We start from the raw sequence: 19,313 nt of genomic DNA on the forward strand, positions 1-19,313 counted from the left end.
GCGCACGTAACGTCGGGCACGCGATCGGCGGCCAAGCCGCTTGCCATAGGGAAATCACGGGCGACATCGCCCGTTTTTTGCGTGATCACGCGGCGCGTCTGTGCCGCGACAACCCGTTTCAATCGTCTTGCGTCCTGGGAGGGATTCAGATGTACCAGTGTTCTAGCCATGCCTCGGCAGGTACGGGCGTGCTCGCCCGTCGTTTGCCTTCGTTGCGTTATTCCGCCATGGCCGTCAGCATCGGGCTCTTGCTCGCTGCGCCGGTCTATGCGCAGCAGACGCAGTCGTCCCAGAATGCCTCCTCGCGCAGTGCGGGCAACGCCACCGACCTGGATGCGGTCGAAGTGCGCGGCGTGCGCGCCAGCCTGATCAAGTCGCAGTCGATCAAGCACGATGCCGAACAGATCGTCGATTCGGTCAGCGCCGAGGATATCGGCGCGTTGCCGGACCGCAGCGTCACCGAAACCCTGCAACGGGTGAGCGGCGTGACCATCGATCACTTCATGGCGCGTAACGATCCGGACCATTTTTCTGCCGAAGGCAGCGGCGTGATGATTCGCGGCATGACCCAGGTGCGCGGCGAACTCAATGGCCGCGACAGCTTCAGCGCCGCCAGTGGCCGTGGTCTGAGTTTCGAGGATGTCCCTGCCGAACTGATGGCGGGCGTGGACGTCTACAAGAATCCGTCGGCCGAGATCATCGAAGGCGGTCTTGGCGGCACGGTCAACCTGCGCACGCGTATGCCGTTCGACCAGCCGGGGCGAGTGATCGGCGTTACCGCCGACGAGAACTACGGCGATTTCAGCAAGACCTACAAGCCGTCGGGCTCGTTTCTATTCAGCGATCGCTGGAATACCGGCCTCGGCGAGATGGGCGTGATGGTGGACGTGGCGCATTCGGAACTGGCCACCCGCAGCGATGGCATCCAGGTCGAGCCGTTCGTGCGTCGCACCGATGCGGCGCTGCTGGAGGGCACCAACTTCGACAAGGTCTATGTGCCCGGTGGCGTCAACTGGCGCCAGCTCGATTTCGAGCGCAAGCGCAACGGCGTGGCGGGCGCGTTCCAGTGGCGTCCCAGCGACGACACCGAGATCTATGTGCAATACATGCGCTCCAGCTACGACATGAACTGGCAGGAGCGCGCAGCGTTTTTCAACGACGACACCAACGCGATTGCGCCGGCGCCCGGTACCCAGTTTAGCTACGATGCCGACGGCCGCTTCGTCAGCGGCGCGCCGACGTCCAGTTCCTGGCGTGGCAACGTCACCGGCAACGATGGCGTGCGCTTCTATACCAACAACCGCTACTCGCAGCAGAGCACGACCACCTCGGACTTGTCTGGCGGCTTCACCCATAAGCTCACCAGCAACCTCACCGTGCGCGGCGATATGCAGTTGGTGCGCTCGGAGAGTGATTCGCTGGACTTCACCCTGTTCGATTCGATCTATCTGCCGGGCCTGAATGTCGATCTGAGCGGCAAATATCCGTCGGTGGCGATTGCCGACAGCACCTACATCACCAACCCCTCCAACTATTTCTGGAGTGCGGCGATGGACCATCTGGCGAAGAATCGCGGCCGCGAGCTGGCCACGCGCTTCGACCTGGAATACGCGTTCGACGACAGTTCCTGGCTGCGCACGTTCCGTGCCGGCATCCGCGCCACCGACCGCACCCAGATCAACAAGAACTCCGGCTACAACTGGGGCGTGATCAGCGATAACTGGGCGCAGATTCCCGGTACCGCCAATGGGACCGGCCTGGCCGATCTGGCCACCTACATGACCAGCTCCTCGCAGCTGTATTCGTATTCCAATCTGTTCCGCGGCAAGATCGATGTGCCCAACAGCCTGTACTTTCCGAGCACTGCTGCGGTCAAGGATTACGCCGGCACCTCGAAGATGATCGAGCAGATCGTGGCGCTGCGCGGATCGGGCTGGGCGCCGGACAAGTATCAGTTGCAGGACATCAATCGCCAGTTCGAACGCACTCAAGCCGCCTATGCGGTGTTGTACTTCGGCAATGACGACGCGCTGGGCGTGCCGGTAGACGGCAACATCGGCGTGCGCATCGTGCAGACCAGGACCGAGGCCAATGGCTACGGCCAGTTCCCCGACCTGTCGGGAAGCGCGGGTTCGGAAGAGCTGCGGGAGCAGTACACCGGGCAGTATTTCGCCAACAATGCCAAGGGCAGTTATACCAACGTGCTGCCGAGCTTCAACATGCGCTTCAAATTCTCCGATGCACTGCAGTGGCGCATCGCCGCGTCCAAGGCGATGGCACGTCCGGACTACACCCAGTTGCAGCCTTACCTGCTGCTGGCGGCAAACACCGAGTCCAATGGCACAGTCTCCAGGTGGACCGGTACGGCCGGTAATCCGAATCTGCAGCCGATGAAGGCCAACCAGTACGACACCGCGCTCGAGTGGTACTTCGACACCAGCGACATGATGTACCTGACGCTGTTCTACAAGAGCGTCAAGGATTACTTCTCCAATCAGACGGTCACCGAAAACTACGGTGGGCAGGACTGGCTGGTGACGCGTCCGTACAACATGGACAAGGGGCGTATCCGCGGTTTCGAATACGGCTATACGCAGTTCTTTGATTCTTGGCCAGGTTGGTTGAGCGGCTTCGGCGTCAATGCCAACTTCACCTTCGTCGACAGCAGCGGCGGCGTAAACACGGCCACCGACCCGTACACGCAGACCACCGTCACGGGTGTGAGCCTGCCGCTGGAGGGTCTGTCGCGGCGCAGTTACAACCTTGCCGGCATCTACGAGAAGGGACCGCTCTCTCTGCGCCTGGCCTACAACTGGCGTTCGCGTTACCTGCTGACCGCCAGCGACGTCTCGACCAAGTTGCCGACCTGGTCGGACGATTACGGCCAACTCGATGCCTCGGCATTCTATCGGTTCACTCCGCATGTGCAGCTCGGCGTGCAGGCCAACAATCTGACCAACACAGTGACCAAGGTGTTGATGGGGCCGACGTCCTATACCGGAGGCGAGGTGGACAACCATCTGTACACACGCAGCTGGCTCGTCAACGACCGGCGCTACTCGTTGGTGCTGCGCATGAACTGGTAAGTGTGCGCAATCACGCAGTCAACGTGCGCGGGCTCCCAGAGTTGAGCCCGCCACGCCTAACCCGGCGCTCTGGCCTTGCGATGCCAGAGTTACCGGGTTTTCTAGTGTTGTTATAGGTTTAGCGAATACCTTTCCAGGAATATTTCATTGGTCTGGCATGACGGCCGCGCCCTATGCTCCGGCCGTTGCTACCAGGTAAGCCCACTCGGGATTACATCGCATCCACGCAGCCCCGGCCCTTGTCGGAGGCGGATGCCAAGCCAGCACCAACGACGGGGAGTGCGTTCACGCACAGGCCCGCTAAAAACTAGAAGTACATGCGTCCTGGGAGGGAGCACCATGTCAGTGCAACATCGCCACATTCCGGCAGGCCGGATTGTGGGCCAGCGTTCGATCCGTGATTTCCGCCGCTCCGTGATGGCCATCAGTGTGGCCACGCTGCTGAGCGCGCAGGCCCATGCGCAGGATGCGACCACCACTGCTACGCCGGCATCGGATTCGACGACACAACAGCTGGACGCCGTGCAGGTCACCGGTACCCGCAGCAGCGTCACCAAAGCACAGCTGGTCAAGCAGAATGCCGAGCAGATTGTCGATTCCATCGTTGCCGAAGACATCGGCAAACTGCCCGACAACAACGTGGCCGAGGCGCTGCAGCGCATCTCCGGCATCCAGATTTCGCGCAACTATGGCGAAGGCAGCTCGATCGCGATCCGCGGCCTGACCCAGGTGCGCACCGAACTCAATGGCCGCGACATCTTTACCGCCAACGACGGCCGTGGCCTGAGCTTCGAAGACGTCTCTGCCGAATTGCTCGGCGGCGTCAACGTCTACAAGAATCCGTCGGCCGACATGATCGAAGGTGGCCTGGGCGGCACCGTCGACCTGCGCACGCGTCTGCCGTTCGATTACGACGGCCGCAAGATCGCCGGCAGCGTGCAGTACAACGATTACGACCTCGCCGACGACGGCAAGCCGGCGTTCTCGGGCTTGTTCAGCGATCGCTGGCAGACCGGCATCGGCGAGATCGGCATCCTGGTCAACTACTCGCAGCAAAAGAGCCCGTTCCGCCAGGACACCATCTCGATCGAGCCGTGGTACACGCAGACCGATCTGCCGGGCTATGAAGGCCAGGGCGTGTCGGTGCCGCACGGCGCCGGCATCAACACCACCGTCGGCGAGCGCGAGCGCAAGACCGGTGCGTTTGCGATGCAGTGGCGGCCGAACGATGCAGTTGAGGTGTATACGCAGGTGCTGCGTTCGGACTACGACTTCAGCTGGCACGATTACTCGTTCTTCGCGCTCACCGGTGCCAACCCGATGCAGGGCTTGCCCGGCATCCAGGTCAACAACCGCAACGAGTTCGTCAACGGCTCGTTCCAGAATGTGCCGACCGAATCCAACACCAGCCTGACCGAGCGGCATTCGGTGACCACCGATTACGCGCTGGGCGCCAAGTGGACGGTCAACGAAAAGCTGACCCTGAGTACCGACTTCCAGTACGTGGATGCCACCACCACCGGCACGCGCTACATCCTGTCCACCGGTCAGACCACCAGCCCGCAGTTCAATGTCGATTTCCGTGGCGATCTGCCACGCCTGTCGGTGACCGATGCCAGCGGCGCGGAAGGCTATCTGGCCGACGTCAACAACTACAGCGGTTGGCGTTATCACCTGGACAATAAGGACGACAACACGGGCACCGAATTCGCCTGGCGTGCCGATATGGATCTGGCCTTCGATAGCGACTTCGTGCGCAGCTTCAAGGCCGGTGTGCGTTACACCGACCGTGATGCCGAAACCAAGGGCAACATCTACCGCTTCATGTGCATCAACAACTGCGCGGGCGCACCGTTTTCGCAGTACCCCAGCGTCGGCGTGGTGACCAATCCGATCACCGACTTCTTCCGCGGTGAAGGTCATGCCTTCGGGCCGACCCTGACGGCATCGGATGCCGCAGTGGCGAACTATCGGCAGACCTTGGCGGCCTTCGGTGCCAGCCCGCTGGACTTTGCGCCCAACAACATCAATACGCAGAACGAGAAGACCTACGCGGCATACGGCGTGCTGCGCTTCGGCGTGGATGGCAACATTCCGTTCGATGGCAACATCGGCGTGCGCGTGGTACGGACCGAAGTGGGCTCGCAGGGCGTGCGCACCGGCACCGATGCCGAAGGTGGCGGCCTGATTCCGGTGGATGCGCAGCAGACCTACACCGACGTGCTGCCCAGCTTGAACCTGCGTTGGATGCTGAGCGATCAGTTGCAGTGGCGTTTTGCCGCCTCGCGCGGTATTTCGCGCCCGACCTTCGACAAGCTCAACCCGAACCTGAGCCTGAGCACCGGTAGCTCGAACGGCGCCTCGACCTTTACCGGCACCGCCGGTAACCCGGGCCTGGAAGCGGTCAAGGCCGACCAGTTCGATACCGCGCTGGAGTGGTACTTCGGCCAGGGGTCGATGATGTACGGCACCCTGTTCTACAAGAAGGTGGAAGGCTTCATCGCCAACGCCGTCTTCAACGAGGTGTACGACGGCCAGGTGTGGCAGATCACCCGTCCGGTCAACGGCGATGCCGGCAAGATCCGCGGTGCGGAACTGGGCTACACGCAGTTCTTCGACTTCCTGCCAGCCTGGCTGAGCGGCTTCGGTCTGCAGACCAACTACACCTATGTCGACAGCGAGGCGCCGAGCCCCACTGCCACCGACACCAATGGCCAGTCGTTGACGGTGCCGCTGGAAGGGCTGTCCAAGAACAGCTACAACGCGATCCTCAGCTACGAAACCTCGCGCTTCCAGGGCCGTGTGGCCTACAACTGGCGTAGCGACTGGCTGGTGACCACCGCAGGCAACGGCACCGGCAATCTGCCGGTCTACAACAAGGGCTTCGGCCAGCTGGATGCCTCGCTGCGTTTCAACATCAATGCTGTGTGGTCGATTTCGCTGGATGGCGTAAACCTGCTCGATACCCGTCGCGAAAGCTATCTGGGGACCGAGTCGCGCTACCGCGATTTCGTGATCAACGATCGTCGGTATGGCCTGACGTTGCGGGCCAGCCTGTAGAACGCGCCGTAGGAAGTGCGTCGCCGGTGCGGCGAGCTGTGCAGGCAGCTCGTTGGACCGGCGTTTTTCCTATCGATAACCAGGTCATCGATCGCGAGGGGAGCCGGAGGAATGATCGTTGTGATCGATCCGCCTACTAAGCGCCACCTTTCTGCACAGGCGTGGCTGACTGCTGTGTGCCTGATGCTTGTGTTGTTCTTCATGACGTCCGACGTATCTGCGGCCAAGCCCGGCACGCTGGAGCCGTATCAGTGGCGCAGTGTTGCCATTGGCGGTGGCGGTTTTGTCACCGGAGTACTGTTTCATCCCGCCGAACGCGATCTTGCCTATGCACGCACCGATGTCGGTGGTGCGTATCGCTGGGATGCGCAGGCGCAGCAGTGGGTGGCGCTGACAGACTGGTTGGGCGCCGACGACTGGAATCTGATGGGGATCGACGCCTTCGCGGTCGATCCTGCCGATCCGAACGCGCTGTATCTGGCCGCGGGCACCTACATGCACGAACGCGCCGGCAATGCAGCGGTACTGCGATCGTTCGATCGCGGCAAAAGCTTTGAGCGCGCCGAGCTGCCGTTCAAGCTCGGTGGCAACCAATTAGGCCGTGCCAATGGCGAACGGCTGGCCGTGGACCCGCACGATGGCCGTGTGCTCTTGCTCGGCTCACGTGATGCAGGCCTGTGGCGCAGCGACGATCGCGGCGCGCACTGGGCGCGGGTGGAGACATTTCCTGCCGATGCCTTTGCAGGCGCCACGGCGCGCAACCATGTCGGGCGCGAACAGGCGGTGGGGATCGCCTTTGTCGTGTTCGATGCCGCCAGCGGTCGCGCTGGCAGTCCGACGCCGCGTCTCTATGTTGGCATTTCCACCGCGCATAACAGCCTGTATGTCTCCGAAGATGCCGGCCGCACCTGGTCGGCGGTGGCGGGTCAACCGAGCGGATTGCGTCCTAACCACATGGTCGGCGGCAGCGATGGGCAGTGGTATCTGAGCTATGGCGATCAGCCTGGCCCGGATTTGATGGCCGGTGGCGCGCTATGGAACTACGACGCGGCGGAGCGCCGTTGGCGTGAGATCAGCCCACTCCCGCAACCGGCCAGTGGCGATGGTTTCGGCTGGGGCGCCGTTGCGGTGGATCCGCAACATCCGCAGGTGCTGTTGGCCAGCACCTTCCGCCGCCGCACCCCGCGCGATGAATTGTTCCGCAGCAACGATGGCGGGCGCCGCTGGACGCCGTTGCTGGCAAACGCGCAGTTCGATCACAGCGCCGCGCCGTGGACCGCGCACGCAACGCCGCACTGGATGGGCGCGCTGGCGATCGACCCATTCGACAGCAACCACGCCCTGTTCGTCACCGGTTACGGCATCTGGGCCTCGCGGAATCTGCAGGATTTCGCTGCACGCCAGCAGCCGTTGCAGTGGTGGTTCCAGGACCGTGGGCTGGAAGAAACCGTGCCACTGGATCTGCTCAGCCCGATGGCCGGTGCACATCTGCTCAGTGCGCTCGGCGATATCGATGGCTTTCGGCACGACGCGCTGGACACCGCACAACTGCAGTACCTCGGCCCGCGCCTGACCAATGGCGAGAGCATCGATGCTGCGGGCCAGGCGCCACAGTGGGTGGTGCGCAGCGGCACCGTGCGCGATCGCCGCAATAACGAGATCCGCGCGCTGGTATCGCAGGATGGCGGCGCGCACTGGAGCGCCTTCGCCAGCGAACCGCCGAGCGGGCAGGGAGCAGGCACCATTGCCATTGCCGCCGATGCATCGCAAGTGGTGTGGGCGCCGGAGCAAGGCGGTGTGTGGCGCACCGCCGATTTCGGCAAGCACTGGCAGCGCGTGCAGGGCTTGCCCGACACCGCGGTTGTGGTGGCCGACCGCGTGGATGCGCAGCGTTGGTATGCGGGCGATCGCGTCAGCGGCCGCCTGTATGAGAGCACCGATGGCGCGGCCAGTTTCCGCGATACCGGTCAGCAGATCGGCAGCCCGGCACGCGACGAACGTGCGCGCCCGCAACTGCGGCCCGATCCATGGCGTGCGGGCGTTGTATATCTGGCGAGTCCCACGCTGGGGGTGATGCGTTGGCAGAACGGCAAATTGCACACGCTTTCCAGGCCGGACGAAGCGCGTTCGTTGGGCATCGGCAAGGCGTTGCGTGCTGAGGCGCCACCGACCCTGTATCTGGCCGGGCGCGTGTCGGGCGTGGATGGCATTTTCCGCTCCGATGACGAGGGCGCCCATTGGTTGCGCATCAATGACGATGCACATCGCTTTGGCAAACCATATCGCGTGACCGGCGACCCACGTCTTCCTGGCCGTGTGTATTTCGCCACCGGTGGCCGTGGCATCTTCTATGGGGATCCACGATGAGCGAGGCGTCGCTGCGCACATCATCGCGCTGTCTTACCGTGTACGGCGCTGTTGGCCGTCATATCGCCGTGTGCGGCCTGGCTGCGCCGACTTTGGAGATCACTGCATGACCGCTTCTCTCGTTCGTCGTGGCTGCCTGCTGGGCTTGGTGCTGGTCAGCCCAACCGCCTGGGCATTGCCAACGCTGCCGCTGGTGTTTGCCGATGGCACCGTGCTGCAGCGCGATCAACCGATGCCGATATGGGGCTGGTCTACGCCCAATGCCGCGATCACAGTCAGCTTCGACGGCAAGCGCGCCACCGCCAAGGCCGATGCAACCGGGCAATGGAAGGTCAAACTGCCGGCGCACAAGGCCGGTGGTCCGTATGTGCTGCGAGTGCAGGGCGACGGCGGCGACGTGCAGGTGCGCGAGGTGCTGGTCGGCGATGTGTGGCTGGCCAGCGGGCAATCGAACATGGAATGGCCGTTAGCCCAGGCCAGCGACGGCCCGCAGGCGGTGGCTGCGGCCAACGATCCGCAGCTGCGGCAGTTCAAGGTGCCTAAATCGTGGTCGCTGCAGCCGGAGGCGCGCCTGACCGGTGGCGAGTGGAAGGCTGCCACGCCTGGCAACGCCGGCGAATTCACTGCCGTCGGCTATTTCTTCGCCAAGGAACTGCGCGCCAGCACCGGCGTACCGATCGGTATCATCAACAGTACCTGGGGCGGCAGCGCGATCGAGGCGTGGATGGATGCCGCCTCGTTGGGCCTGAATGCCGATCAGAACCAGGGCGCGATCGAGGCGATCAAGCAACGCGACGCTGCTGCGCAAGCCGCCACCGGCAAGCGCATCGCACGCTGGCCCAAGGTGGATGGCGACATGCCGCAGTGGCGCGACTCCGACTTCGACGACAGCGATTGGGACAGCATCCCGGTCACCAAGCAATGGGAATCCAGTGGCTACGACGGCATGGACGGCATCGCCTGGTATCGCACCACGATGACGCTCAGTGCTGCCGAGGCCAAGGCCGGCATCACCTTGGGCGTGGGGCAGGTCGACGATTCGGACATCACCTATGTCAACGGCCAGCAGGTGGGCAGCACCGAGAAGCAATGGAATCTGCCGCGCGTCTACACCGTGCCTGCCTCTGCCTTGCATGCCGGCGTCAACCACATCGCCGTGCGCGTGGACGACCTCAGTGGCGGTGGCGGCATGCACGGACCGGACGAGCAGCGCTTCGTGCAGACCAGCGATGGCGCCAGGCGCGCGCTGAACGGCTGGAAGTTTCGCCCTGCAGCAGTGCGCGTGTCGCTGACCGACAACAAGAATCAGCTGCCTACGCTGTTGTACAACCAGATGATCCATCCGTTGCAGCCGTTCCCGGTCAAAGGCGTGATCTGGTACCAGGGCGAACAAAATGCCACCGAGACTGGCGCGGTGAAATACCGTGAGCAATTCGCGGCGATGATCCAGCAATGGCGTGCCGAGCGCGGCGATAAAACGCTGCCGTTCCTGTGGGTGCAGCTGGCTAACTTCAAGGCCGGTGGCGACAAGGGCGAGCTGAGCCCGTGGGCGCTGTTGCGCGAGTCGCAGTCCAAGACGCTGGTGCTGCCGGCAACCGGGCAGGCGGTGATCATCGATATCGGCAACCCCACCGACATCCATCCCACCAACAAGCGCGATGTTGGTCATCGTCTGGCGCTGGCGGCGCGGCATGTGGCCTATGGCGAGACGCTGGTGTTCAGCGCGCCGGTCTTCGAGCGGGCGAGTTTTGACGGAGGTAAAGCAGTGCTGACCTTCGATTTGCAGGGCAGTGCCCTGCAAGTGCGCGGCGGTGGGGCAGTGCAGGGCTTTCGCATTGCTGGCGCCGATCGACACTTTCACCCGGCCACCGCGCAGATCGAAGGCGACCGCGTGATCGTGCGCAGCGACGCAGTGGCCGCACCGGTGGCCGTGCGCTACGGCTGGAGCGAGAACCCGGACGACGCCAATCTGATCAATCGCGACGCCCTTCCTGTTTCCCCCTTCCGCACCGATACCTGGTGACACGGAGTCCTATGTCCATGCATTCCCCCGTTGCAGGTGCCATCTCCCACTCCAACGCACGGCGTTGCCTGCGTCCGCTGCTGCTGTCCGCGCTGACGCTGGCCTTGGCCGCGTGCCAATCTGGTGACAAGGGCGATGCCGGCAAACCTGCCGCAACCACAGCGGTGGCAAACCCGGCAACTGCACAGGCGCCAGCCGCACAGACGCCGATGCCGCAGTTCGTCAGCAAGGATGGCAAGCATGCGTTGATGGTCGACGGTGCGCCGTTCCTGATCCTGGGTGCGCAGGTCAACAACTCCAGCAACTATCCCGGCATCCTGGACAAGGTATGGCCCGCCATGCAGGTGCTGGGCCCCAACACCGTGCAAGTACCGATCGCCTGGGAACAGGTGGAGCCGGAAGAAGGCAAGTTCGATTTCTCCTTCGTCGATACGCTGCTGGGCCAGGCGCGCGAACACAAGATGCGCCTGGTGCTGTTGTGGTTTGCAACCTGGAAGAACAACGGCCCGCAGTACGCGCCGCATTGGGTCAAGACCGATAACCAGCGCTTCCCGCGCGTGGTGACGCGCGAAGGCAAGTCGATCGGTTCGCTGTCGCCACATGCGCAGGCCACACTGGATGCCGACCGCAAGGCGTTCGTCGCCTTCATGCAGCACCTGAAGAAGGTCGACCCGCAACACACCGTGATCATGATCCAGCCGGAGAACGAGCCGGGCACCTACGGCAGCGTGCGCGACTTCTCGCCGATGGCGCAGAAGCTGTTCGACGGTGCAGTGCCGGACGAGCTGATCAAACGTTTGAACAAACAGCCGGGTACCTGGGCGCAGGTGTTCGGCGCCGATGCCGATGAAATCTTCCATGCGTGGTCGATCGGCCGTTACATCGACCAGGTCGTCGCAGCCGGCAAGGCCGAGTATCCGTTGCCGATGTACGTCAATGCCGCGCTGCGTGGCCCGTTCAATCCGGGCCAGCCCGGCCAGTACGCCAGCGGTGGCCCCACCGACAACGTGCTCGATGTCTGGAAGGCGGCCGGTCCGCATATCGACCTGCTGGCACCGGACATCTACATGCCGGATTACCGCATGTACACCACGGTGTTGCAGCGTTACGCGCGCCCGGACAACGCGCTGTTCGTTGCCGAAACCGGCAATCGCCCAGAATACGCGCGCTACCTGTATCCCACGCTAGGGCATAACGGCATCGGCTGGTCGGCCTTCGGTATGGATTACACGCACTATTCCAACTATCCGCTCGGTGCCAAGCATGTGGACGAAGAGACGCTCGCGCCGTTCGCGCTTGGTTTCCAGGCGGTCAGCATGGGCATGCGGCCGTTCGCCAAGGCGGCGTCCGAAGGCAAGCTGCACGGCGCGGCCGAAGAGCCCGGCCAGGCCGTACAGGAGCTCAAGCTCAATGACCGTTGGAGCGCCACCATCACCTACGGCGTGCCGCAGTTCTGGTTCAAGGGCGATCCGCCGGGCAACCCCGAACCGATCGGCGCCGCGTTGATCGCCGAGCTCGGCCCGGACGAATTCCTGGTCACCGGTTACCACGTGCGCGTGACCCTGCACCCGGCCAGTGAAGCCACTGCCAACCTGATCTACGACCGGGTCGAGGAAGGCGTCTACGAAGGTAATGATTGGAAGTTCCAGCGCAACTGGAATGGCGACCAGACCGATTACGGCGTCAATTTTTCCAACGTGCCGCAGCTGCTCAGGATCACACTGGCGACCTACAAATAGGCGCGCCAGGATAATGAAGCCAGGCCGTATCGAGGACGTCGCCTCACCTCACCCATGCGCTGCCGCCCCCGCGGCAACGTTCCGCAATTCCAAGGGAGTGACCATGCAAACCACCATCCGTTCCGCCGGCACCGTGCCTGCCAACCGACGTACGCCGCTCGCCCAGTGCCTGGCGTTGTCGCTGGCCCTGCTGGCCAATGCCGCGCATGCGCAGGAAGTGCGCAAGGCCGCCGATGGCGTTACTGTGGTGCCGAGCGCCAAGGGCGCCGCACCGGTGCGCCTGCAAGTGGTCGATAGCGGCATCATCCGCGTCAGCGCCGATCCGGACGGCGACTTCGCCCGTAGCCCCAGCCTGATGCGCGTGCCGGTGCAGGGCGATAGCGCATTCCAGATTGCCGAGCAGGGCGACAGCGTGCAGCTGAAGACCGGCAAGGTCACCGCCACGGTGTCCACCGTCGACGGCCATGTCAGTTTCGCCGATGCCAGCGGTAAGCCGGTGTTGTCGGAAGTCGCCGGCGGGCGCAGCTTTGTGCCGCTGAAAGTGGAGGGCAAGCAGTACCTGAGCGTGCGGCAGCGCTTCCAGTCGCCCGATGACGAAGCGTTGTACGGCTTCGGCCAGCACCAGCAGGGCTGGATGAACCAGAGGGGCCGTAACGTCGAGCTGCAGCAGAACAACATCGACATGGCGGTGCCGTATCTGGTGTCCAGTCGCCACTACGGCCTGTTGTGGGACAACAACTCCATTACCCGCCTGGGCGACCCGCGCGGCCTGCAGCCGCTGCCGAAAACACTGAAGTTGTACGACGCCAAGGGCAAGGCCGGCGCGCTGACCGCACGCTATGCGATCAATGGCAAGCAGATCCTTGAGCGCCGCGAGAGCGAGGTGAACTACCAGTACCTCAGCGACCTGCCCAAGTATCCGAAGCAGGCGATCACCAAGGACAAGAACAGCCGCATGCAGGTCACCTGGGAGGGCGAAATCGAAGCGCTCACCGGTGGCGAACACACCTTCTCGCTGTATTCGAGCGAATACGCCAAGTTGTATGTGGACGGCAAGCTGGTCGTCGACCGTTGGCGCCAGAACTGGAATCCGTGGAATCACGAATTCAAGCTCGATCTGGAGCCGGGCACGCGCCACACCGTCAAGCTTGCGTGGGACCTGATCGACCCGAGCTACATCGCGCTGCTGCATCGCGATCCGCTGCCGGCCGCCGAAGCCAAGGACCTATCTCTGTGGTCCGAAGCCGGGCAGATGATCGACTATTACTTCGTCTCTGCCGATTCCTACGACCAGGCCGTCGCCGGCTACCGCGCGCTCACCGGCAAGTCGGTGATGCTGCCCAAGTGGGCGTATGGGTTCTGGCAGAGCCGCGAGCGTTACAAGAGCCAGGACGAATTGGTCGGCGCGGTGGCCGAATACCGCAAGCGCAAATTGTCGCTGGACAACATCGTGCTCGACTGGTCGTACTGGCCGGAAAACGCCTGGGGCTCGCATGATTTCGATCCCAAGCACTTCCCGGATCCCGATGGCATGGTCAAGGCCGTGCACGACATGCATGCGCAGATCATGATTTCGATCTGGCCCAAGTTCTATCCCACCACTGCCAACTACAAGGAACTGGACGCTGCCGGTTTCATGTTCAAGCGCAACGTGGAAGTGGGCGAGCTGGACTGGATCGGCAAGGGCTACAAGAACTCGTTCTACGACCCTTACTCGGAAAAGGCGCAAGCCATGTACTGGCGCCAGATCAACGAAAAGCTCAACAGCAAGGGCTTCGATGCCTGGTGGATGGACGCCGACGAGCCGGACGTGCATTCCAACCTGGACATCGCCGAGCGCAAGGCACGCACCACGCCGAACGCGCTGGGTTCGTCGACCGAATACTTCAATTCCTACCCGTTGCCGCACACGCATGGCGTGTACGTGGGCGACCGCGCGGCCGACGACAAGCGCGTGTTCATCCTCTCGCGCAAGGGCTATGCCGGCACCCAGCGCAATGCAGTGGCGGTATGGAGCGGCGACATCGTCTCGCGTTGGGACGACATGCGCGACCAGATCTCTGGTGGCGTGAACATGGCGCTGTCGGGCTTGCCCAACTGGACCTTCGACATCGGCGGCTTTGCGGTGGAGAAGCGCTATGAAGACCAGGATCCGGCGCACCTGCCGGAATGGCGCGAGCTCAATACACGCTGGTTCCAGTTCGGCGCGTTCGTGCCGATCTTCCGCTCGCACGGCCAGTTCCCGTACCGCGAAATCTGGAACATCGCCCCGGAAGGCACGCCGTTCTACGACAGCATGGTGTACTACAACCGCCTGCGCTACGCGTTGCTGCCGTACATCTATAGCCTGGCCGGCGATACCTACCAGCGCGATGGCGTGATCATGCGCGGCATGATGATGGACTTCCCGAACGACCCCAAGGTGCGCGACATCAACGACCAGTACCTGTTCGGCCCGGCGTTCCTGGTCGCGCCGGTGACCCGCTTCGGCGCCACCTCGCGGCAGGTGTATCTGCCAGCTGGCAGCAGCTGGCTGGATTTCGCTACCGGCAAGCGTTACGCGGGCGGGCAGAGCATCATTGCTGCCGCACCGATCGAACGCATGCCACTGTTCGTGCGTGCCGGTTCCATCGTGCCGAGCGGCCCGGTGCAGGAATACGTGGACCAGAAGCCAGACGCACCGCTCACCGTGGTGGTCTACACCGGAGCCGACGGTCAGTTCTCGCTGTATGAGGACGACGGCAAGGGCTACGGCTACGAAAACGGCGAGTTCAGCCGCATCCCGCTGGTCTGGAACCAGGCCAAGGGCGAGCTGCGCATCGGCAAGCGCGAAGGCAGCTGGACCGGCATGCAGGCCAAACGCACCATCAATGTGCGCTTCGTCGACGGCCCGCGCGACGATGCCGGTGCGCTCGAGCCCAAGAGCGATACCAGCATCCAGTACGACGGTAAACCGGTCAGCGTGTTGCAGCGCAAGATTGCGTCCGGCAAAGCGCCTCGTCGATGATCGTAGGCTGTCTTCAGTCGACGAGTAAGCAGATGCCGGAACGCCGCAAGGCAGGCGCGGGCGGTTCCGGTCAGGCAGCACGGCGGTGGCCGTGCTGACCCGGCGCGAGCTGTGCAAGGCAACCGGGGCCGCCATCGCGGTCCTGGGCGCCGTGCCGGCAACTGCACAGGCCGCGCAACCTTCGAAGAAGGCCGTGCTGCCGCCAGTCGCGGCGGCCGATGCCCTGCAGCTGTGGTATCGCGAGCCGGCCAAAGAATGGGTGGAAGCCCTGCCGGTCGGCAACGGGCGATTGGGCGCGATGGTGTGGGGCGGTATCGCCCATGAGCGCCTGCAGCTCAACGAAGACACGCTATATGCCGGCGGCCCCTACGATTCCACCAGCCCGGATGCATTGGCAGCTCTACCGCAGGTGCGTGCGCTGATCTTCGCCGGGCGCTATGCAGAAGCCGAAAAACTGGCCGACGCCAAGCTGCTCTCGCGCCCGCTCAAGCAAATGCCGTATCAACCGTTGGGCGATCTGTTGCTGGATTTCGATCGCGCCGATGGCATCAGCGACTATCGCCGTCAGCTCGATCTGGACACTGCAGTGGCAACCACCACGTTCCGCTCCGGCGGCGCGGTGCATCGGCGCGAGGTGTTCGTCTGCGCGCAAGCGCAATGCATCGTGGTCCGGCTGTCGTGCGACCACCCCGGCGGTATTTCGTTGCGTGTAGGCATCGACAGCCCGCAAAGCGGCGAGGTCACCGTGGAGCAGTGCGGTTTGCTGTTCAGTGGTCGAAACGGCAGTTTTGCCGGCATCGAGGGCAAGCTGCGGTTCGCGTTGCGGGTGCTACCGCAGGTCAGCGGTGGCAAGCTCAGCCAGGTGCGCGACCGGTTGCGTATCGACGCTGCCGATGAAGTGGTCTTGCTGCTCGGCGCAGCGACCAGTTACCAACGCTTCGATTCGGTCGATGGCGACCCGCTCGCACTGACCGCAGCACACCTGCGCAAGGCCGCCACGCTGGATTTTCCGGCGCTGTTGCGTGCGCATCTGGCCGATCACCAGCGCCTGTTCCGGCGTGTGGCGATCGATCTCGGCAGCAGCGATGCCGCGCTGTTGCCCACCGACGTGCGCGTGCAACGGTTCGCCGAAGGTAACGACCCGGCACTGGCCGCGCTTTATCACCAATATGGACGTTACCTATTGCTCTGCAGTTCGCGGCCCGGCACCCAGCCAGCCAATCTGCAGGGCATCTGGAACGACCTGATGCAACCGCCGTGGGAAAGCAAGTACACCATCAACATCAATACCGAGATGAACTACTGGCCCAGCGAGGCCAACGCATTGCACGAGTGCGTTGAACCGCTGGAAGCCATGCTGTTCGACCTGGCCAGGACGGGCGCACATACCGCAAAGGCGATCTACGACGCGCCCGGTTGGGTGGTACACAACAATACCGATCTGTGGCGGCAGGCCGGCCCGATCGACGGCGCCAAGTGGAGTCTGTGGCCGATGGGCGGCGTGTGGCTGCTGCAGCAGCTGTGGGACCGCTGGGATTACGGCCGCGACCGCGCCTATCTCAGCAAGATCTACCCGTTGTTCAAGGGCGCCGCAGAATTCTTCGTTGCCACGTTGATGCGCGATCCGCAGACCGGCGCGATGGTGACCAATCCGTCGATGTCGCCGGAAAATCGGCACCCATTCGGTGCGGCGGTATGCGCCGGGCCCACCATGGATGCGCAGCTGCTGCGCGACCTGTTCGCCCAATGCATCGCCATGAGCAAGTTGCTTGGCGTCGATGCGGAGCTGGCGCAGCGACTGGCCTCCCTACGCGAACAATTGCCGCCCAACCGCATCGGCAAGGCAGGGCAGTTACAGGAATGGCAGCAGGACTGGGACATGCAAGCGCCGGAGATCCATCACCGCCACGTTTCGCATCTGTACGCATTGCATCCGTCCAGCCAGATCAATCTGCGCGACACGCCCGAACTGGCTGCGGCCGCACGGCGCTCGCTGGAAATCCGTGGCGACAACGCCACCGGCTGGGGCCTGGGCTGGCGTTTGAACCTGTGGGCCCGCCTGGCCGATGGCGAGCATGCGTATCGCATCCTGCAATTGCTGCTGGCGCCTGACCGCACCTATCCAAACCTGTTCGACGCACATCCGCCATTTCAGATCGACGGCAACTTCGGCGGCACCGCCGGCATTACCGAAATGTTGCTGCAAAGTTGGGGCGGCAGCGTGTTCTTGCTGCCGGCCTTGCCCAAGGCGTGGCCACGTGGCAGCGTGCGCGGCTTGCGCGTGCGCGGCGGCGCCAGCATGGACCTGGAATGGGATGGCGGTCGCTTGCAGCAGGCACGCCTGCACAGCGATCGTGGCGGGCGCTATCAACTGTCCTACGCTGGGCAGACCCTGGACCTGGAACTGGGCGCAGGCCGCACCCAGCAGCTGGGACTCAATCACAACCGATTGGTGATGCAATGAGCTTGTACGTAGGACTGGATGTGGGCACGCAGAGCGTCAAGCTGGTGGCCTACGATCCGCAGGATCGCGCCGTGGTCGCCACCATCGCCGCGCCGATGGAACTGATCAGCCGCGACGACGGCACCCGCGAGCAACAGGCGCAGTGGTGGATCGACGGCATCGTGCATTGCTTCGCGCAGCTCGACGGCCAGTTGCGCGCACGTGTGCGCGGCATTTCCGTGTCGGGCCAGCAACACGGCTTTGTGCCGGTGGCTGCCGATGGCAGCGTCACCGCGCCGGTCAAGTTGTGGTGCGATACCAGCACTGCGCTGGAATGCGACGAAATCATGGACGCCGTCGGTGGCGCGGCTGGCAGTGTTGCTGCTGCAGGCAACCCGATCATGGCCGGCTACACCGCCTCCAAACTGCCGTGGACGCGCAAGCATCGCCCCGAGGCGTATGCAGCGATGACCACGGTGATGCTGCCGCACGACTACATCAACTTCTGGCTCACTGGCGAGCGCTTTGCCGAAGTCGGCGATGCGTCCGGTACCGGCTGGCTGGACGTGCGTACGCGGCAGTGGTCCGAGCGCATGTTGAGTGCGGTCGACGCGCAGCGCGACCTGCGTGATGCATTGCCGCCGCTGGTGGAAACCGGCGCGGTCTACGCAGTGTCCGATGCCGCTGCCCAGGCATTGAATCTGCCGGCCGGCGTGCGCGTCACCACCGGCGGCGGCGACAACATGATGGCCGCCATCGGCACCGGAAACGTGGTGCCTGGACGCCTGACCATGAGCCTGGGGACTTCGGGCACCTTGTTCGCCTACGCCGATCACCCTGTGGTGGACGACGACGCACGCTGGGCCGCGTTCTGCTCCTCCAGCGGCGGCTGGCTGCCGCTGATCTGCACCATGAACTGCACTGTCGCCACCGAGGCGGTGATGCGCATGTTCTCGATCACCCGCGAGCAGACCGAAGCCTTGATCGCCAGCACCGCACCGGGCGCCGACGGACTGGTGTTGCTGCCATTCTTCAACGGCGAGCGCACTCCCGATTTGCCGGCCGCGCGCGGCTGCTTGTTCGGGATGGATCTGCACAACACCACCGCCGCGCATTTCTATCGTGCCGCGATGGAAGGGGCCACCTACAGCCTGCGCAACGGCTTCGATGCCTTTGTCGCTGCCGGCCTGCAGTTCGACACCATCCTGCTCACCGGCGGCGGCAGCAAGAGCGCGCAGTGGCGGCAGATGGTGGCCGATATCTTCAACCTGCAGGTGGTGGTGCCGACCCAGCCCGAAGGCGCTGCCTTCGGTGCCGCGCTGCAGGCGCTGTGGGCCTGCGAGCGCGCCGATGGTGGCGATGCCGCGTTGGCGGATGTGGTGCTGGAGCATTTGCAGGCGGACGACGCGCTTGCCGCACAGCCCGACCCGCAGCGCGTGGCCCAGTATCAGCAGCACTACCAGACCTTCCTCAAGCACCTGCATGTCGTCAGCCCGCTCTACGCCGGCTGATCGACACGTTTTTCTACAACTCCCCCAGCAGTAAGGACGTCACACATCATGAGCAACACCGTCTACATCGGCGCGAA

Annotated in this window: 8 protein-coding genes; all 8 read left to right on the forward strand. The window is 63.7% G+C overall.

The annotated features are described in order from the left end of the window. Positions 1 to 149: 149 nt before the first annotated feature. The 8 genes from XpruCFBP8353_RS19690 to xylB all read left to right on the forward strand — a co-directional run bounded on the left by XpruCFBP8353_RS19690 (position 150) and on the right by xylB (position 19,236). Positions 150 to 3,086 carry a TonB-dependent receptor gene (locus tag XpruCFBP8353_RS19690; protein WP_101364732.1) on the forward strand — a complete coding sequence of 979 codons (2,937 nt, stop codon included), beginning with the start codon at positions 150 to 152 and terminating at the stop codon, positions 3,084 to 3,086. Positions 3,087 to 3,425: 339 nt separating this feature from the next. After that, a complete protein-coding gene (locus XpruCFBP8353_RS19695) occupies positions 3,426 to 6,146 on the forward strand; it encodes a TonB-dependent receptor (RefSeq protein WP_101364733.1) in 2,721 nt (906 codons plus the stop codon). Between the two features lie 111 nt (positions 6,147 to 6,257). Beyond that, entirely contained in the window at positions 6,258 to 8,513 is a 2,256-nt protein-coding gene (locus tag XpruCFBP8353_RS19700) for a cellulase (RefSeq protein WP_101364734.1), read from the forward strand. 106 nt (positions 8,514 to 8,619) lie between these two features. After that, a complete protein-coding gene (locus XpruCFBP8353_RS19705) occupies positions 8,620 to 10,536 on the forward strand; it encodes a sialate O-acetylesterase (protein WP_101364735.1) in 1,917 nt (638 codons plus the stop codon). An 11-nt stretch (positions 10,537 to 10,547) separates the two neighbouring features. After that, a complete protein-coding gene (locus XpruCFBP8353_RS19710) occupies positions 10,548 to 12,275 on the forward strand; it encodes a DUF5597 domain-containing protein (RefSeq protein WP_162301127.1) in 1,728 nt (575 codons plus the stop codon). 103 nt (positions 12,276 to 12,378) lie between these two features. Further along, positions 12,379 to 15,282, forward strand: a complete 2,904-nt coding sequence (locus tag XpruCFBP8353_RS19715) for a TIM-barrel domain-containing protein (RefSeq protein ID WP_101364736.1) — start codon at positions 12,379 to 12,381, stop codon at positions 15,280 to 15,282. 91 nt (positions 15,283 to 15,373) lie between these two features. Then, entirely contained in the window at positions 15,374 to 17,746 is a 2,373-nt protein-coding gene (locus tag XpruCFBP8353_RS19720; RefSeq protein WP_101364751.1) for a glycoside hydrolase family 95 protein, read from the forward strand. Continuing rightward, positions 17,743 to 19,236: a xylulokinase gene (gene xylB / locus XpruCFBP8353_RS19725; protein WP_101364737.1), complete on the forward strand. Its 1,494-nt coding sequence runs from the start codon at positions 17,743 to 17,745 to the stop codon at positions 19,234 to 19,236. Before XpruCFBP8353_RS19720 ends, xylB begins: the two co-directional genes overlap by 4 nt. Positions 19,237 to 19,313: the final 77 nt, after the last annotated feature.

The sequence above is a fragment of the Xanthomonas prunicola genome, from assembly GCF_002846205.1.
Classification (GTDB): domain Bacteria; phylum Pseudomonadota; class Gammaproteobacteria; order Xanthomonadales; family Xanthomonadaceae; genus Xanthomonas; species Xanthomonas prunicola.

Bases quoted from the DNA above. Each gene is read 5' to 3' on its own strand.
- XpruCFBP8353_RS19690 (WP_101364732.1), top strand. From the start codon at position 150: ATGTACCAGTGTTCTAGCCATGCCTCGGCAGGTACGGGCGTGCTCGCC.
- XpruCFBP8353_RS19695 (WP_101364733.1), top strand. From the start codon at position 3,426: ATGTCAGTGCAACATCGCCACATTCCGGCAGGCCGGATTGTGGGCCAG.
- XpruCFBP8353_RS19700 (WP_101364734.1), top strand. From the start codon at position 6,258: ATGATCGTTGTGATCGATCCGCCTACTAAGCGCCACCTTTCTGCACAG.
- XpruCFBP8353_RS19705 (WP_101364735.1), top strand. From the start codon at position 8,620: ATGACCGCTTCTCTCGTTCGTCGTGGCTGCCTGCTGGGCTTGGTGCTG.
- XpruCFBP8353_RS19710 (WP_162301127.1), top strand. From the start codon at position 10,548: ATGTCCATGCATTCCCCCGTTGCAGGTGCCATCTCCCACTCCAACGCA.
- XpruCFBP8353_RS19715 (WP_101364736.1), top strand. From the start codon at position 12,379: ATGCAAACCACCATCCGTTCCGCCGGCACCGTGCCTGCCAACCGACGT.
- xylB (WP_101364737.1), top strand. From the start codon at position 17,743: ATGAGCTTGTACGTAGGACTGGATGTGGGCACGCAGAGCGTCAAGCTG.